General features: G+C 46.0%; 15 protein-coding genes. 12 read left to right on the top strand and 3 right to left on the bottom strand.

Annotation, left to right across the window (positions count from 1 at the left end; all coding sequences use genetic code 11):
* Positions 1–56: 56 nt before the first annotated feature.
* Genes ACFPXP_RS18385 through ACFPXP_RS18375 form a run of 3 tightly spaced genes read left to right on the top strand, consistent with a single transcriptional unit; the run spans position 57 to position 2,211 of the window.
* Entirely contained in the window at positions 57–401 is a 345-nt protein-coding gene (locus ACFPXP_RS18385; RefSeq protein ID WP_379895893.1) for a cyclic-phosphate processing receiver domain-containing protein, read from the top strand.
* Positions 402–430: 29 nt separating this feature from the next.
* On the top strand, positions 431–1,198 hold the full coding sequence (locus ACFPXP_RS18380) for an ABC transporter ATP-binding protein (protein WP_379895846.1): 768 nt from the start codon (positions 431–433) through the stop codon (positions 1,196–1,198).
* A gap of 38 nt (positions 1,199–1,236) precedes the next feature.
* The gene (locus tag ACFPXP_RS18375) at positions 1,237–2,211 is read left to right on the top strand and encodes a YpdA family putative bacillithiol disulfide reductase (protein ID WP_379895892.1); all 975 of its coding nucleotides are present in this window, start codon (positions 1,237–1,239) and stop codon (positions 2,209–2,211) included.
* 132 nt (positions 2,212–2,343) lie between these two features.
* On the opposite strand, the gene ACFPXP_RS18370 is transcribed toward ACFPXP_RS18375, so the two are convergent.
* Positions 2,344–2,508, bottom strand: a complete 165-nt coding sequence (locus ACFPXP_RS18370; protein ID WP_379895845.1) for a hypothetical protein — start codon at positions 2,506–2,508, stop codon at positions 2,344–2,346.
* A gap of 305 nt (positions 2,509–2,813) precedes the next feature.
* Between ACFPXP_RS18370 and ACFPXP_RS18365 the strand changes: the two genes are divergently transcribed.
* Both ACFPXP_RS18365 and ACFPXP_RS18360 read left to right on the top strand, forming a co-directional pair.
* Positions 2,814–4,292, top strand: a complete 1,479-nt coding sequence (locus tag ACFPXP_RS18365) for a serine/threonine protein kinase (protein WP_379895844.1) — start codon at positions 2,814–2,816, stop codon at positions 4,290–4,292.
* A gap of 55 nt (positions 4,293–4,347) precedes the next feature.
* The gene (locus tag ACFPXP_RS18360; protein WP_379895843.1) at positions 4,348–4,674 is read left to right on the top strand and encodes a YnfA family protein; all 327 of its coding nucleotides are present in this window, start codon (positions 4,348–4,350) and stop codon (positions 4,672–4,674) included.
* Positions 4,675–4,742: 68 nt separating this feature from the next.
* Here the strand turns inward: ACFPXP_RS18360 and ACFPXP_RS18355 are convergent, their stop codons facing one another.
* The gene (locus ACFPXP_RS18355; RefSeq protein ID WP_379895842.1) at positions 4,743–5,867 is read right to left on the bottom strand and encodes an ATP-binding protein; all 1,125 of its coding nucleotides are present in this window, start codon (positions 5,865–5,867) and stop codon (positions 4,743–4,745) included.
* 118 nt (positions 5,868–5,985) lie between these two features.
* The gene (gene pdxR / locus ACFPXP_RS18350; RefSeq protein ID WP_379895840.1) at positions 5,986–7,434 is read right to left on the bottom strand and encodes a MocR-like pyridoxine biosynthesis transcription factor PdxR; all 1,449 of its coding nucleotides are present in this window, start codon (positions 7,432–7,434) and stop codon (positions 5,986–5,988) included.
* 60 nt (positions 7,435–7,494) lie between these two features.
* Between pdxR and ACFPXP_RS18345 the strand changes: the two genes are divergently transcribed.
* From ACFPXP_RS18345 to ACFPXP_RS18315, 7 genes are all read left to right on the top strand, one after another.
* Positions 7,495–8,490: an aldo/keto reductase gene (locus tag ACFPXP_RS18345; RefSeq protein ID WP_379895839.1), complete on the top strand. Its 996-nt coding sequence runs from the start codon at positions 7,495–7,497 to the stop codon at positions 8,488–8,490.
* A 527-nt stretch (positions 8,491–9,017) separates the two neighbouring features.
* Positions 9,018–9,251 carry a hypothetical protein gene (locus tag ACFPXP_RS18340; RefSeq protein ID WP_379895838.1) on the top strand — a complete coding sequence of 78 codons (234 nt, stop codon included), beginning with the start codon at positions 9,018–9,020 and terminating at the stop codon, positions 9,249–9,251.
* A gap of 284 nt (positions 9,252–9,535) precedes the next feature.
* Positions 9,536–10,696, top strand: a complete 1,161-nt coding sequence (locus tag ACFPXP_RS18335; RefSeq protein ID WP_379895837.1) for a hypothetical protein — start codon at positions 9,536–9,538, stop codon at positions 10,694–10,696.
* Entirely contained in the window at positions 10,689–11,900 is a 1,212-nt protein-coding gene (locus tag ACFPXP_RS18330) for a CpaF family protein (RefSeq protein ID WP_379895836.1), read from the top strand. Before ACFPXP_RS18335 ends, ACFPXP_RS18330 begins: the two co-directional genes overlap by 8 nt.
* Entirely contained in the window at positions 11,881–12,675 is a 795-nt protein-coding gene (locus tag ACFPXP_RS18325; protein ID WP_379895835.1) for a type II secretion system F family protein, read from the top strand. The genes ACFPXP_RS18330 and ACFPXP_RS18325 overlap by 20 nt, the downstream gene beginning before the upstream one ends.
* A gap of 29 nt (positions 12,676–12,704) precedes the next feature.
* Entirely contained in the window at positions 12,705–13,583 is an 879-nt protein-coding gene (locus ACFPXP_RS18320) for a type II secretion system F family protein (protein WP_379895834.1), read from the top strand.
* A 36-nt stretch (positions 13,584–13,619) separates the two neighbouring features.
* Positions 13,620–13,853 (top strand): Flp1 family type IVb pilin, encoded by a 234-nt coding sequence (locus tag ACFPXP_RS18315; RefSeq protein WP_379895832.1) that lies wholly within the window; start codon positions 13,620–13,622, stop codon positions 13,851–13,853.
* Positions 13,854–13,877 lie beyond the last annotated feature (24 nt).

Raw genomic sequence — 13,877 nt, 5'->3', positions numbered from 1 at the left:
CATGATTAGGGCGTATGAACAGGCCATTTTTTAAGGTAGAGGAGAGAATGATCGCTGTGATCCACGTTTATTTGGATGACTTTCGCCCATGTCCAAAAGGTTTTGTGCTTGCTAAAAATGTGGAGGAATGTTTAACGCTGCTTAAGGAGTGTGAGGTGGATATTTTATCCCTTGATCACGACTTAGGCTGGGGAGAGCCGACCGGAACAGAGCTGGTGCGGGCTATGGTGGCCCGTGGCTTGTACGGGCAGCGTATATACCTTCATACCTCAAGCCAAGAGGGCTGCCGTAGAATGTATGAAATGCTGTATCAGGGAAAACCGGATACTGTTCAGCTGTACCCGCATGCGATGCCTGCTGTACTCATCGGAGAGATTGCAAAAGCCGCAAATGATGCTTAGTGTCGTAAAAGGGAGAGAGAGGGAGAAGCATGATAACTTTGCAGAACCTGACGATGCGCAGGGAAGAAAGATTAATATTAGACCATGTAAATTTACAAATTAATGAAGGTGAGCAATGGGTCATACTAGGTCGGAACGGATCGGGGAAAACGACGATTCTGGAAATGATTAACGGCTATTTATTTCCAAGCAGCGGCCGTGTTGAAGTGATGGGCCATGTGTACGGACAAGTCGATGTTCGTGAAGTCCGCAAAAAAATCGGTTATATCAGCCAATCGTTAATGGAGAAGCTGAACCTGAGTGATCCGGTATGGGAAGTGGCCGCAACAGGAGAATACGGATTTTTGCGATTCTATCAAGAGATTCCTGGAGAAGTGAAGGAAAAGGCGCTGCATATTTTAGAGCAGCTGAATATTCTCCATTTGGCAGAAAAGCCGCTGGGGGTTCTTTCCCAAGGAGAACGCAAAAAAGCGATGCTGGCCCGGGTAATCATGAGTGATCCTAGTCTGCTCATTCTAGACGAGCCCTGCTCGGGACTTGATCTATACGAGAGGGAGAAGCTGCTGGCCGATTTGGAACAGCTTTCGAAAAAGCCGCTGCAGATGGTATATGTAACACACCATATCGAAGAAATAATGCCTTTCTTCACTCATACGGCGGTTGTGCATGAAGGTAAAATTTTGGCATCCGGACATAAAGAAGATGTTCTTAAAGATGAGCTCTTCAAGCAAGTATTTGATGTGGATGTGAAGCTGGTATGGGATGCAGGACGTCCGTGGCTTCATGTGCAGGCATAGTCAAATACAGACAGAAATGGCAAGGGAGGAGAAATATGATGGAGCAAGTCATCATTATCGGGGGAGGTCCATGCGGCTTATCGGCCGCTGTCGAATGTAAGAGAGCAGGCTTGGATCCGTTAATTATAGAAAAAGGCAGCTTAGTGCATTCCATTTACTTATATCCGACTTATTTAGTGTTTCACAGCACACCGGAGCTGCTGGAGATCGGAGGCATTCCATTCACGACGCCCAATGAAAAGCCTACTCGCTTGGAAGCGTTGACCTATTACCGGATGGTAGCGGAAAGAGAACAGCTTCGCGTACATACGTACGAGACCGTGGTTCAGGTCGAAGGAACTAAGGGCGCTTTCTCTGTTCATACCGAGAATCGATTCGGCGAGAAACAGACTTATACGGCGAAACACATTGTGATCGCGACCGGCTATTTTGATCGTCCGAATTATATGGATGTTCCTGGAGAAAACCTGCCGAAGGTATCCCATTTTTATCAAGAAGCACATCCTTACAGCGGGATGAAGGTCGCGATCATTGGCGGCAAAAATTCAGCGGTCGATGCAGCTTTAGATTTAGTCCGTGTTGGCGCGGAGGTCACGGTCATTTACCGTAAAAGCGAATTGTCACCAAGCGTGAAGCCATGGATGAGGCCGTTATTTGAGAGCGCGGCGGCGAAAGGAAGAATTCGGGTGCTGTGGAACAGCCAAGTGAAGGAAATTACCGAACGCAGCGTGATTGTCGATCATGAAGGGATCGTGGAAACGCTAGACAACGATTTTGTCCTGGCGTTAACAGGATTCCGCCCGGACAGGTCTTTCTTAGGAAAGCTAGGTGTCCACTTGGACGAAGAAAACGGAGCACCAGAGCATCATCCGGAGACGATGGAGACGAACGTTCCAGGCTTGTATATCGCGGGTGTCATAGCTGCGGGCGGAGAGGCGAATGCAATCTTCATTGAGAACGGCCGTTGGCATGGAAAAGCCATTGCAGATCATATTCGTCAGCAATCAGAATAAAGAGACAGGGGAAAGGCCTTCCTCTATGGAAGGTCCCTATCTTTGTTTGAAGAACAAACAGGGAGCAGGATATGCAGCCATAGGCTGTAAAATCCTGCTCCCTTTCTGTATAACGTGTACTTTACAATAATTTTAATGAGAACGAAGACTATGAATATTGGAATGAAGCTCTTTGATCATGCTGTTTTTCAAATAGCTGTCTAAGTGGGTCAAGCCTTTTTGGTTTTCTTTCAGCAGTAAGCTTTCAATTTTGCGTTTCAAAATTTCATTTTTACGTTCCAGTACTCCTTGAGACATGGCCGTCTCTTCACTCCTTTGTGTTGGTGTGCTGCTCTTTGTCTTTTTATAAGCAGCCCGTGGTCAGTCATTTCTCTCATTATTCAGTATATCGCTTTACGACCTTTTCGAAAAATGAATTTTGCCATGATGTGACATCATTTTTGCACGCTCTATTCGCGTACAACGCTGAAAAACAGGTATCGCTATACAATCGCTGGCTTTTTCTCCTTCATGCTCGCACTCTATGTGATTAGAACTAGTGCTTTTTGGGACCTATGGTATAATTTATTAACAAAATAAGAGAATAGGGGAGTTTGATCGCATTGCAGGAACGTATCGATGGGAGGTCTTATCGTTTAGCAGAGCGATATGAAATCTTGCGAGAGCTGGGCCGAGGCGGTATGGGTACCGTGTATTTGGCTCGCGATTTAAAATTAAATGGAAAGCTGTGGGCGATCAAACGCTGCAGCACCTCCGCCAACTCCAACTGGAATACAGAGGCCAGCATGTTAATGGAGCTGGATCATCCGCTGCTGCCGAGAATTGTGGATTGTGTTCGGTGGGGTTCGGATCGTGTCGGGATCGTAATGGACTATATTGAGGGTCCAACCCTGCTGCAGTTGTTTGAACAGCACCAAAAGTCTTTGCCGGAACGGCGGTGGTTGAAATATATCGTACAAATTTGCGAAGCACTTCAATATTTGCATGAACGGCCAGAACCGATCATTTACAGGGATTTAAAGCCGGCAAATATTATTATCGACAGTTATGACAATGCCCGGTTAATTGATTTCGGCATCTCTCGAGTGTTTCAAGCGGATAAGCATCACGATACCGTGCAGCTCGGCACACGCGGATTTGCAGCGCCGGAGCAGCTGCGCGGATTGCAGACGGATCCGAGAACGGATATTTATCAATTGGGTGCACTTATCTTTTATTTTTTGAGCGGAGGCGAATATGCTGCGAATCAGAGCTTAGAACAGGTCATTCAGGATTCTAGCTGGCTGGTTATTTTGCGGAAAATGCTTGATGAACAGCCCGCGAGAAGATATCAAAGTGCCGAAGAGGTGAAGCGCTCATTGCTGCTGATGATGAAACAGTACCCGAATGCTCAGGGCGACAAGCAGGATGAGCCGTCCGAGCTGAGAATCATCGCGGTTGTCTCCGCTTATGCGGGAGCGGGAGCCAGTTACGTTGCAGATGCGGCAGCTTTGGCCATAGAGAAGGCGGGTCTTCCATGTGCAATCGTCGAATGGAAGGACCGAGCGGTCGTGAGTGAGAAGAAAAAGATGGGCAAACGAATCGTGAGACAGCAGGTGGAATGGGAGCGCAGAGAAGACTGGCTGAAGTATCAGCAGGAAGAAAGAGCTGCGGGAGCACAAGTTTTAGTGATGGATTTGGGTGACCATATCGAATGGGTCGAACAGATGGAGCTGCCTATCGAACATGTATGGGTTGTTGCGGACGGATTTCCGCATAAATTTAACGGCCCGGAGGCTGCAGTTTCTTTTCGCAGGGCCATTTCACTTCGCAAGCTTGGATACCATGTAGAATGGATCGCCAACCGCGCACCTATTCAATCTAAATATCGCAATACTTGGCTGGACAGTTTTCCATGGAAGCCGATCTGCCACTTCCCCAACGTGGATTATGAGGAATGGATTGAAGCAGAATGGGAGGGCCGTCACATTTTGCAAAGCAAGGCTCGGTATGAACAGGTAACCGAACTGCTTAAGCCTGCTGTTGAACATGTAATCGCAGGGTTAGGCCAGCGTAAGAAAAAAAGATGGTTTAACCTGTAATGCATGTGTGGTGTTCACACGACATGCATACACTGCCTCAGGAGGGAGAATCAACGTGGTCTCTGCTATTCTATTGTTCGTCGCTGCAGGATTAGCCGAAATTGGCGGAGGATATATGATTTGGCTCTGGTTGAGAGAATCTAAGTCTGTATGGTATGGAATATGGGGAAGTCTGATTCTTATCGCATACGGTATTATTCCGACATTTCAAGCCTTCCCCCAATTCGGAAGAGTGTACGCAGCCTATGGAGGCGTCTTCATCATTCTTGCCGTCTTATGGGGCTGGCTGATTGATAAGAAAACGCCGGATATGTATGATTGGATCGGCGCGGCGATTTGTATCGTTGGAGTTTCCGTGATGTTGTGGGCTCCTCGTTCATGAAGCTTACATTCAAAAAGCATGAACAGATAAGGATAAAAGGCTCCCGGTATGGGAGCCTTAATGATGATTTAATCGTGCAAAAGCTGAATCGATAGCTCCGGATAAGACTCTGTGATGAGTGCAATGATCTCCTCCAACTTAACAAGCCTAAACCCGGCAGAGAAAATATTCGGATCAGGCCTGAAGGTCATGCTTGTGCCGGTTTCTTCAGACTGTCCAACGGTCATCAATACGTTCTGCGGAATTCCGTGTTTAAAATCTTGGCGGAATATTTTGCCCTCTCTGCTGATAACAACCGATAAACTCTGAGACAATGCATTGACAACAGGAATACTGATCCCTTTCGTCCCATGGGGCGCTTGAACCGAGGCGCTTAGGCTGCTGCGCATTTCCGTCAGTACAGCCTGGACACGTGTTTTTTTCGAATCCGATAGGGCATGAACCGGAATACCGCGACCGTTATCCGCGACGGTGATGCTTCCATCCTGATGGAGAACGATCGTGACCTGAGAACAATAACCGGCTCGATGTTCGGCAATACAGTTCTCCAATACGGATTGCAGCAATAGGTGAACGTCATATTGTTCTGGGGAGTCACCTAAAAAATCACCGGCTTGGCTGCGTGCTTCCGTTAATTCGATATAATCGCTGGTGTCCAAAATTTCAGAAGCGGCCGCGAACAGAAACATCAGTGGGAGCACGCGATGTGACGGAATCATGTATTTTCCGCCCCGTTCCTCTTGTACGAGCAGATCCGCTCCCAGCAACGCTTTGAGATGGTGGTATAACTGTCCGGTGGTTCCCATTTGGAGACGATCTACAATTTCCGCGCCCGTTAAAGGTTCCGCGCCAACCGATTTCAGGATATCCAGCCGCTGTTTATGTCCCAGTGCAGACAAAATTCTCGAAATTTTGTCACTGTCCATCTTCGACAAATCGCTTGACCTCCGTACTTGCGGTTCTCTCCAGTAATGGTGTCGTTCCCCTCGGTATTGCCCGGAGAAGAACACAACGCTGTCGTCTCGATCTTCAGAATGCTGCTCTGCACGGTTCGGGATAGTCAATGATTTGGATGACAGCGCTTCTTGTCTTTCGGGGGCATGGATGAATGAATGGACAAGCTGTTGAAGCTCGTTTAACTGAGCTTTTAGATCATCCAGCTCGGCTCCAAAATTTCTTTCCAATGATATCACCTCATTGATTATTTAAATACGTAATTACGTAATTAGATAATAGCATAAATAAATGAGGCTGTAAATGTATTCAAATCTGTGCTATGGAATGCAGTCATGGATGTACCCATGAATGAAGTTAACTCTGGTCTTCATAGAAACGATGTAATCGTTCAATGCCCATCTTAATATGGTCCTCTCGAACATTTCCGTATCCGAGAACAATGTCATGCGTATGTTTTTGCTTTTCAAGGCTGTACTCTTCCACAAGACCGAATTTCACACCATACTCGATAGATTTTTCCCAGTCGATGGTACGAGATTTATCAAGAAATTCCACGGCAAGATGCATGCCTGCCTCATCCCCATGAATTTTGATCTCATCTCCGAAATACTGAATTAGAGCGTCAAGAAGCACTACTCTCCGCTGCTTATAGAGGCGTTTCATTTTAAAAATGTGCCTGTCCATGTGGCCATCGCGCATGAAATGGGCAAGTGCAATTTGCTGGAATGCAGAGGTGCGTATATTGATACTTTCTTTAATATCCGTAAATGTCGAAATCAATTCGCTTGGGATGACGAGAAAACCGATGCGGAGTCCAGGGGCGAGTGTCTTGCTGAACGTGCCAGCGTATATGACTCTTTCAGGACAAAGGGTGTGAATGGGTGGGATCGGAACACCTTTCAAACGAAAATCACCGTCATAATCATCTTCGATCAGATAGGTATCGTTCATCTCGATGAGCTTTAAGGCAAGTAGTCGACGCTGGATGGATAAAATACTGCCGCTTGGAAATTGATGTGCGGGTGTGAGCAATAACAGATGATGGGACTTGTAATGATTCATTTCATGCAGTTTCATGCCGTGATGATCGACTTCAATTGGGGTGATTTGATAATTCATTTGTTTAAAAATGTTTTGTGTAATTTCAATCGTAGGTTCTTCTAAATAAATGCCGTGATATTGCGGGTACATTGCTTTAGCAATGAGAGTGAAGCCTTCAGATGATCCCGAAACGATCATAATTTGGTCAGGATGGCAGTGCATTCCCCTTGTTCTAAGCAGATAGGAAGTGATCTCTAGTCGAAGCTCTCTATGTCCTTGAATATCTCCATAGTCCAAACAGCTGAGCGGTGAATTCAGAGCGGCTGATTTCAAATAATTACCCCATATTCGACTTGGGAAGAATTCTAAAGCGGGGGTGCCCGTTGTAAAATCGATGATGTCGTCAGAAAGAATGCTATTGTGTTCATGAAGTGATTCCATCCAGGTGAAATTCCCTGAGCTCATGGCAGTTATCCCGGAGGCGACGTATGTGCCTGAGCCGCGCTTCCCAATGAGATAGCCTTCTGCGGTCAATTGTTCATATACGTCGATGACAATGTTTCGTGCAATGCCATATTCTTGAGCAGCTTTTCGTGTAGGTGGGAGACGGGTACCTTCTGCTAAAAGTCCGGTTTGAATTCTGTCACGTAACTGTCTGCAAAGCTGTGATGTAATTGAAAGATCTGAATCTCGATCAATATAAATACCGAGTATCGCTTTCCTCCCATTGGCTCCCAAAAATAGATACGGATTGGCTCTCAACCGAAGCCATTTCCTTTATTATAATGAGCTGGAAACAAAAGTGAAATGGAGGCTATATGGATGATACAAAGAAAGAACTTAGGTAACTCGGACGTCGAGGTGAGCGGAGCGGGTTTTGGCTGCTGGGCTGTGGGAGGGCCGTTTTGGTTGGACGGATTGCCGGACGGCTGGGGAGAAGTTGATGATGAAGAGTCCATTCGAGCGATTCGGCGTGCCTTGGATTTGGGGATCAATTTTTTTGATACGGCAGATGTGTACGGAACTGGACATAGTGAAGAAATTGTGGGACGCGCATTAAAGGGGAGACGGCAAGAAGCTGTCATTGCAACGAAATTTGGTTTTACTTATGACGCATCGAGTCGTCAAGTCAACTCAGCCTTCGATGTATCGCCTTCCTATGTGGAACAGGCTTGCGAAGCATCTCTGCGAAGGCTGAATACAGATTATATCGATTTGTATCAGCTGCATGCTGGCTTTATTCCATTTGATTTGATCGATTCGGTCATTCATTCAATGGAAAATCTGAAGAAACGCGGCTGGATTCGCGCATACGGTTGGAGTACTGAGGATACGGCACGGGCGCAAGCATTCATCGAACGTTCCTCATGTGCTGCGATTCAGCATCCATTCAATTTGCTGGCCGGAAATAGAGAGATCGTTGAACGATGTGAGCAGAGACAAGTAAGCAGCATCAACAATGCACCTTTAGCCATGGGGCTGCTTAGCGGGAAGTTTCATCGCTCGTCCGTGATTCCGTCCGATGACGTGCGGGGCTCTAAGCATGAATGGGTTCTTTATTTTAAAGAGGGCAAGCCGAGAGAGGAATACTTGCAGGCATTGGAATCTGTAAAAGAAATATTAACCTCCGAACATCGTTCGCTAGTTCAAGGAGCCCTTGGTTGGATTTGGGGCCATAGCAGCTGTACGATTCCCATTCCCGGCTTGAAAACCGTAGACCAGGTAGAGGAAGCAGCAAAAGCGATGCAGATAGGACCACTTTCGCCAGAACAAATGAAAGAAATTGATGAGATTTTAGCACCTTTGCAGTTGAAGTGATGCTGCCCAATAAGAGAAGATACAGCGTGATCTACATGAAACGGCCTTTTCGATGAGAAGGCCGTATTTTTGTTGGTGTTCCGTGTTTCAACAATTGGATGTTTATGGTAAACTATTCAGTAACTAATTCTGTAAGTCGTCATAGGCAGGCGAAAAGAAAGGAATTTTCTCGAAATGGCGAGACAAATCGAATGGCGTGAACAATGGAGCTGAAAGGTCACCGGAAATATAAATATGTCAAATCAATTTCATAATACCTTCAGCAGCTTTAATCAAGACTACATGTTGTATCGAACGGTTCAATCGATCCATATGTAGTTACAAATTCGGTATTTAGATCATGTATGAAATGGATTGATGTCATCTTTTCAAATAGAGAGTCCTACCGCTGCCGCCGCCAAAATTCGTGAAAAGTTGTCAGCACGAAAATCGCAAATTTGAACATTTATTTTCAAAATTTTAAGGTTCTTTTAACAATCATGATTTATGATAATGATAATACTTCTTATTTTCACGAGGTGATTGAAATGAGGACAGTCATTACTTTTCAGAATCGGCTGATTCCCGTATATTTCTCAGAACACCATCAGCCTCACAAAACACTTAAGGTGCTCAAAAATATTTTGGATACAAAATGGGTATACGGTAAGAGTGCATTGAAGAAGTGCTTGAGTTCTTTGATTTCGATTGAAATCGAAGGCAGTGAAGCGATTTTGCATAGCAAGCAGGAAAGCGACACGTTAGCACTGTCTCTATATTAAATTTTTTTCGCATCATGAACAAAAAGAGTTGAAATTTGTAGAATAATGCGTTATATTATTTTCAAATTGAATCATGTACTTTGATGCGGAAGCACCGCTCACTTGCTATTAAGCTTGTGGGCGGTGTTTTTTTTGTTGATCAGGAGGTCATAACGATGAATGAACAGCAGAAGAAGACTGTGTTGATTCTGTTCGGTGCAGCGGTCGTCTTTATTGTGCTGGGCTGTTTGAAGATGGCTCAGCTCGTGTAGGTCATTATTTTAACCATCCAAAGGAGAATAAACATGCTAAGGCTGTTTATCGTTCATGAAGATCAAGAGTATATCCAATTGTTCACTCGCTATATCGCGGAGTCAGAGAAATGGCGTTCCGTATATCGATGCAGCATTTTTACTAGAGAGGACACCTTCATGCAGGCATGGGGAGAATGTCAAGAAGATGCAGTGCTGCTGCTGTCTCCTAAGATGTTGGAATCTTTAAAGGAACGGGAAGAGATACAAGTAGAGGATGAGAATAAAGTTGTGCTGATGGACAGCGGTGAGGAATCCAAAACCCCCAAGCTTCTTCAACTTTTGAAATATCAATCGGTGGAGATCATTCTGCAGCAAATGGTTGATTGTTTTGGGAAGAATGGAGATCAGCCTTCAATACATCGAACGGTGCTCGAGGCCGACAGGCCGTTGGTGATTGGGGTGTCTTCAGCATCTGGTGCAGCAGGGAAGACATTATTTTCACTGCAATTGATGAAGCTGCTTCAGTTCTATCATGTACCGGGTCTGTATGTAAGCTTGGAGCCGTTCAGCCTTCTCCGTTCTTTATACAAAGAACGCTGTGAAGATCAAATGGATAAGCTGATGTACTATTTCAGAGCAAGGAAAGAGGAAGCCGGAACGTATTTGAAAGAATGCATCCAATATGAAAACGGTTTTTCCTTCTTGACGCCGTTCCCAAGTGCAGGCTCATATTATGAAATGACTCCAGAAGATATTGTTTTGTTGTTGAACGCAATCAAGGAAATGCGTCAATTTGCCGTTATTGTTGTGGATACGGAAGGCGGGGGAGGGAAGATTGCATCTGAAGTGGGCGAGGAAGCGGATGAGCTCATTTGGTTGATGAATGATGAAGTTAGCTCTCGGCTTAAGCTGTCTATGCTGTTCGATCAATACATACGAAGGGGAGAAGAGCGTTCGCTTATAGGAAAAAGCCGCTTGCTGATGAATCGAACTCATTCACAGCGCATGGACTTACCGGAATCGATTAAGTCCGTTTGTCGCTCTGCTCATTCCCTTCCCGTCGTGAAAGATTGGGAGACGGCTAATACTGTGGAAGCGCTGCTGCAGCCGGACAAGTCCTATGTTCAAGCCGTTCAGTCCGTAATAACGCCGCTGCTGAAGCAGTACGGCTTGATGCCTGCGGGACAGGAGGTTAGGCAGGCTCATGCATGAATTGATGCTGCAGATCAAAGAAAAACTCCGTGAAGTACTGGAGTATGAAGGTTTAAACAGTGACGGAGAACTGAAGGCGTGGATCGAGAAGGAAGTTTTCACGGCAGGAAAGAATTACACAGCGCTTGAAAAGTACGAAATGGTGGAGCGGATATTTTACTCCGTTCGCGGCTATGATGTGCTGCAGCCTCTTATTGATGATCGAGCGATTTCAGAAATTATGGTTAACGGTCATGAAAGCATCTTTGTGGAGAGGAATGGTGAAGTTGTCCAAACCGATATGAAATTCGAAAATGTTGAGAAGCTGGAGGATGTCATCCAAACCATTGTCGGCCAGGTGAACCGAATTGTGAATGAGAGTACACCGATCGTGGATGCTAGACTGCCGGACGGTTCCAGGGTGAACGTCGTACTTCCCCCGATTGCGTTGAATGGTCCGACGATGACCATAAGGAAGTTTCCCGAAAAGCCAATGTCGATGGACGACCTCATCCGGTTCGGAGCTTTGGATGAGGAGACTGCGTCCTTTTTGGAAAAGCTGGTTCGAGCGAAATACAACATTTTCATTGGTGGAGGGACGGGTTCGGGTAAAACGACCTTTCTGAATGCACTTGCCCAGTTTATTCCCAGTGATGAGCGGATCATTACGATCGAAGATTCGGCAGAGCTGCAAATTACGACCGTGCCTAACATCGTACGGATGGAAACACGGAATGCGAATAGTGAAGGCAAAGGGAGCATTTCCATCCGCGACTTGATCAAGTCTTCATTGCGGATGAGACCGAACCGCATCATCGTCGGTGAGGTACGGGGCAGCGAGGCACTGGATATGCTTCAGGCCATGAATACCGGTCACGACGGATCTTTGTCTACAGGTCACGCGAACTCCACCAAGGATATGATCAGCAGGTTGGAGACGATGGTGCTAAGTGCCGCACCGCTTCCCGTCGAGGTCATACGACAGCAAATTGCTTCAGCGATTGATATCTTCATTCACTTATCAAGGCTGAGGGATCGCAGCAGAAAAGTAATCGAAATTTCCGAGGTCAAAGGAATGGAGAACGGGCAGATTGTGCTGAATCCACTTTACCAGTTCGTGGAGGAACCAATGCAGCATCAGGAGAAAGTATATGGCTCTCTGAAGCCAACGGGGAATGAGCTTATTCACACTTGGAAGCTCGCCGGTGCAGGAATTGCACTTTGATGAAATGGAAAGAGCGGAGGAAGTCATTCGCGTGAAGGAACTGATGGGTTTAATCAAAGGATTTACGACCAAGCATTGGATCGCAGCTGGAATATTCGGCGCAGTGCTGTTTGCAACAGGCTTTTTGTTTTTTAACCATCCGCTGCCTGGATTACTGTTTGTGCTGTTTGCTCCTCTATATCCGATATGGAAAGCAAAGCATTGGGAGGAGCAGAGGAAGCTGCAGCTTGCTATTCAGTTTAAACAGGCGCTCGAGGTGATCAGTTCTTATATTGCAGCGGGACGTTCGGTGGAAAGTGCGTTTCGGGAATGCTTGAAGGATCTAGTCTTTCTATTTCCCGATCCTAACTCGCCGATCATGAAGGAGCTGCGTCTGATCGTCAAAAAATTGGACCACGGTGAACCGGTGGAGAAGGCACTGACCGAGTTCAGCTTGAAGGCGGATCAAGAGGATATTCGCAATTTTGCTGAGGTGTTCGTGATGTGCAAGCGAAACGGAGGAAGCCTTGTCGAGGTGCTCAGCAAGACAGTACAGATGATCGGCGAAAAGCTAGAGATTCAACAGGATATTGCGGTATTAATTGCTCAGAAGAAGTTCGAGTCCAAGGTGCTGATGGGAGCGCCGTTCGCCTTCTTGTTTTTGCTGAAGATCAGTTCACCTGATTATATGGCACCGCTTTATTCAGGCCAAGGCAGGCTCATTATGATCATCAGCATGCTGATGCTGGGTCTCTGTGCGGTGATTACTAAGAAAATTACGGATATCAAAGTGTAGACAAAATTGTCTATGGAGGAGGTGTACAGGTGAAATGGATTTTTGCGGCGTGGGCTATCATTTTGATCGTCTTAGGCTTGATCTGTTGGATGCAGTATAAAATACTGCATCAACAAGAACGACATGAAGGAAAGAAGACGGAAAAAAAGGATGAAATATGGCCTTACTTTATGCCGTGGGTGAAGCAATTAAAGCTGGAGCAGCGTCTTGGGAAGTACATTCAAGTGCTGCAAAGGGACCATGGCATTTTATTCGGGTTTCAGGAAGCGGTATTGCAAACCCGATTGTTTCTGGCCAAAATGTTGGGCATTGTTTGGTTTGTACATGTCCTATTGGCACTCATGGCCTTTTCGGCAGGAGGCGACGCTTCTATCTTTTTGCTGTTATTGATGTTTACCGTTCTTATCCCAGTGGTTGGAGTGCGTCAAATTCAGCAGCAGCTTAAGGTGCGAAAGCAAAAAATCTTAATGGAGCTGCCGAAACTGCTGAACAAAATCGCCCTGCTGATCGGAGCGGGTGAAACTCTTCATCGATCGATGATAAAAGCGGCGGAAGGAGAAGCAGCACAGGATATGTCACATCCGCTTTATAAGGAATGGAATCGAATGGTCCAGCAGCTTCGCAATCATTATCCGTTTCAGCAGGCGATGGAGGAGTTTAACCGCCGCTGTGCGGTACAAGAGGTTTCCTTATTCACGAATACGATCCTGCTGCATTTCAAGCGAGGAGGAGAGGAATTCGCTACGGCGCTGAGGGGACTATCCCAACAGCTGTGGGAATCCAGAAAGGCGGTCGCCAAGACGATGGGAGAGGAGGCTTCTTCGATGCTGGTTTTCCCGATGGTCATTATTTTTCTGGTCGTACTGATCATAACAGCCGCGCCGGCTGTCATGTCCGTACAGTTTTAGATGCAGCAACCAATAGACATAGGGAGGAATTCAACAATGAATGCAGTGGTACAAAAAACGAAAAAGCTTTGGAAGGACGAGGATGGACTCGGAACGCTTGAGATTCTGCTGATTTTGGCGGTGCTGGTCGCGATTGCGATTGTATTCAGGAAGTGGATTATAGAATGGGTTAATGAATTATTTGGAAATGCGCAAGACGAGATGGATAAAAAGGGAACTGAAGATATCCTAGAACCAGGTGAACCACGGGATCCTGGCACTGATAAATGATTTGAAATTTCATCTCGAATAATT

It is taken from the genome of Marinicrinis lubricantis, assembly GCF_042658665.1.
Classification (GTDB): domain Bacteria; phylum Bacillota; class Bacilli; order Paenibacillales; family KCTC-33676; genus Marinicrinis; species Marinicrinis lubricantis.
Note: the sequence above shows the minus strand (reverse complement) of the source record. Positions and strands in the feature narration are given on the sequence as shown.

Excerpts from the sequence above, each read along its gene's own strand:
- ACFPXP_RS18345 (WP_379895839.1), top strand. The coding sequence starts at position 7,495 with ATGATACAAAGAAAGAACTTAGGTAACTCGGACGTCGAGGTGAGCGGA.
- ACFPXP_RS18340 (WP_379895838.1), top strand. The coding sequence starts at position 9,018 with ATGAGGACAGTCATTACTTTTCAGAATCGGCTGATTCCCGTATATTTC.
- ACFPXP_RS18370 (WP_379895845.1), bottom strand. The coding sequence starts at position 2,508 with ATGTCTCAAGGAGTACTGGAACGTAAAAATGAAATTTTGAAACGCAAA.
- ACFPXP_RS18315 (WP_379895832.1), top strand. The coding sequence starts at position 13,620 with ATGAATGCAGTGGTACAAAAAACGAAAAAGCTTTGGAAGGACGAGGAT.
- ACFPXP_RS18375 (WP_379895892.1), top strand. The coding sequence starts at position 1,237 with ATGGAGCAAGTCATCATTATCGGGGGAGGTCCATGCGGCTTATCGGCC.
- ACFPXP_RS18335 (WP_379895837.1), top strand. The coding sequence starts at position 9,536 with ATGCTAAGGCTGTTTATCGTTCATGAAGATCAAGAGTATATCCAATTG.
- ACFPXP_RS18330 (WP_379895836.1), top strand. The coding sequence starts at position 10,689 with ATGCATGAATTGATGCTGCAGATCAAAGAAAAACTCCGTGAAGTACTG.
- ACFPXP_RS18380 (WP_379895846.1), top strand. The coding sequence starts at position 431 with ATGATAACTTTGCAGAACCTGACGATGCGCAGGGAAGAAAGATTAATA.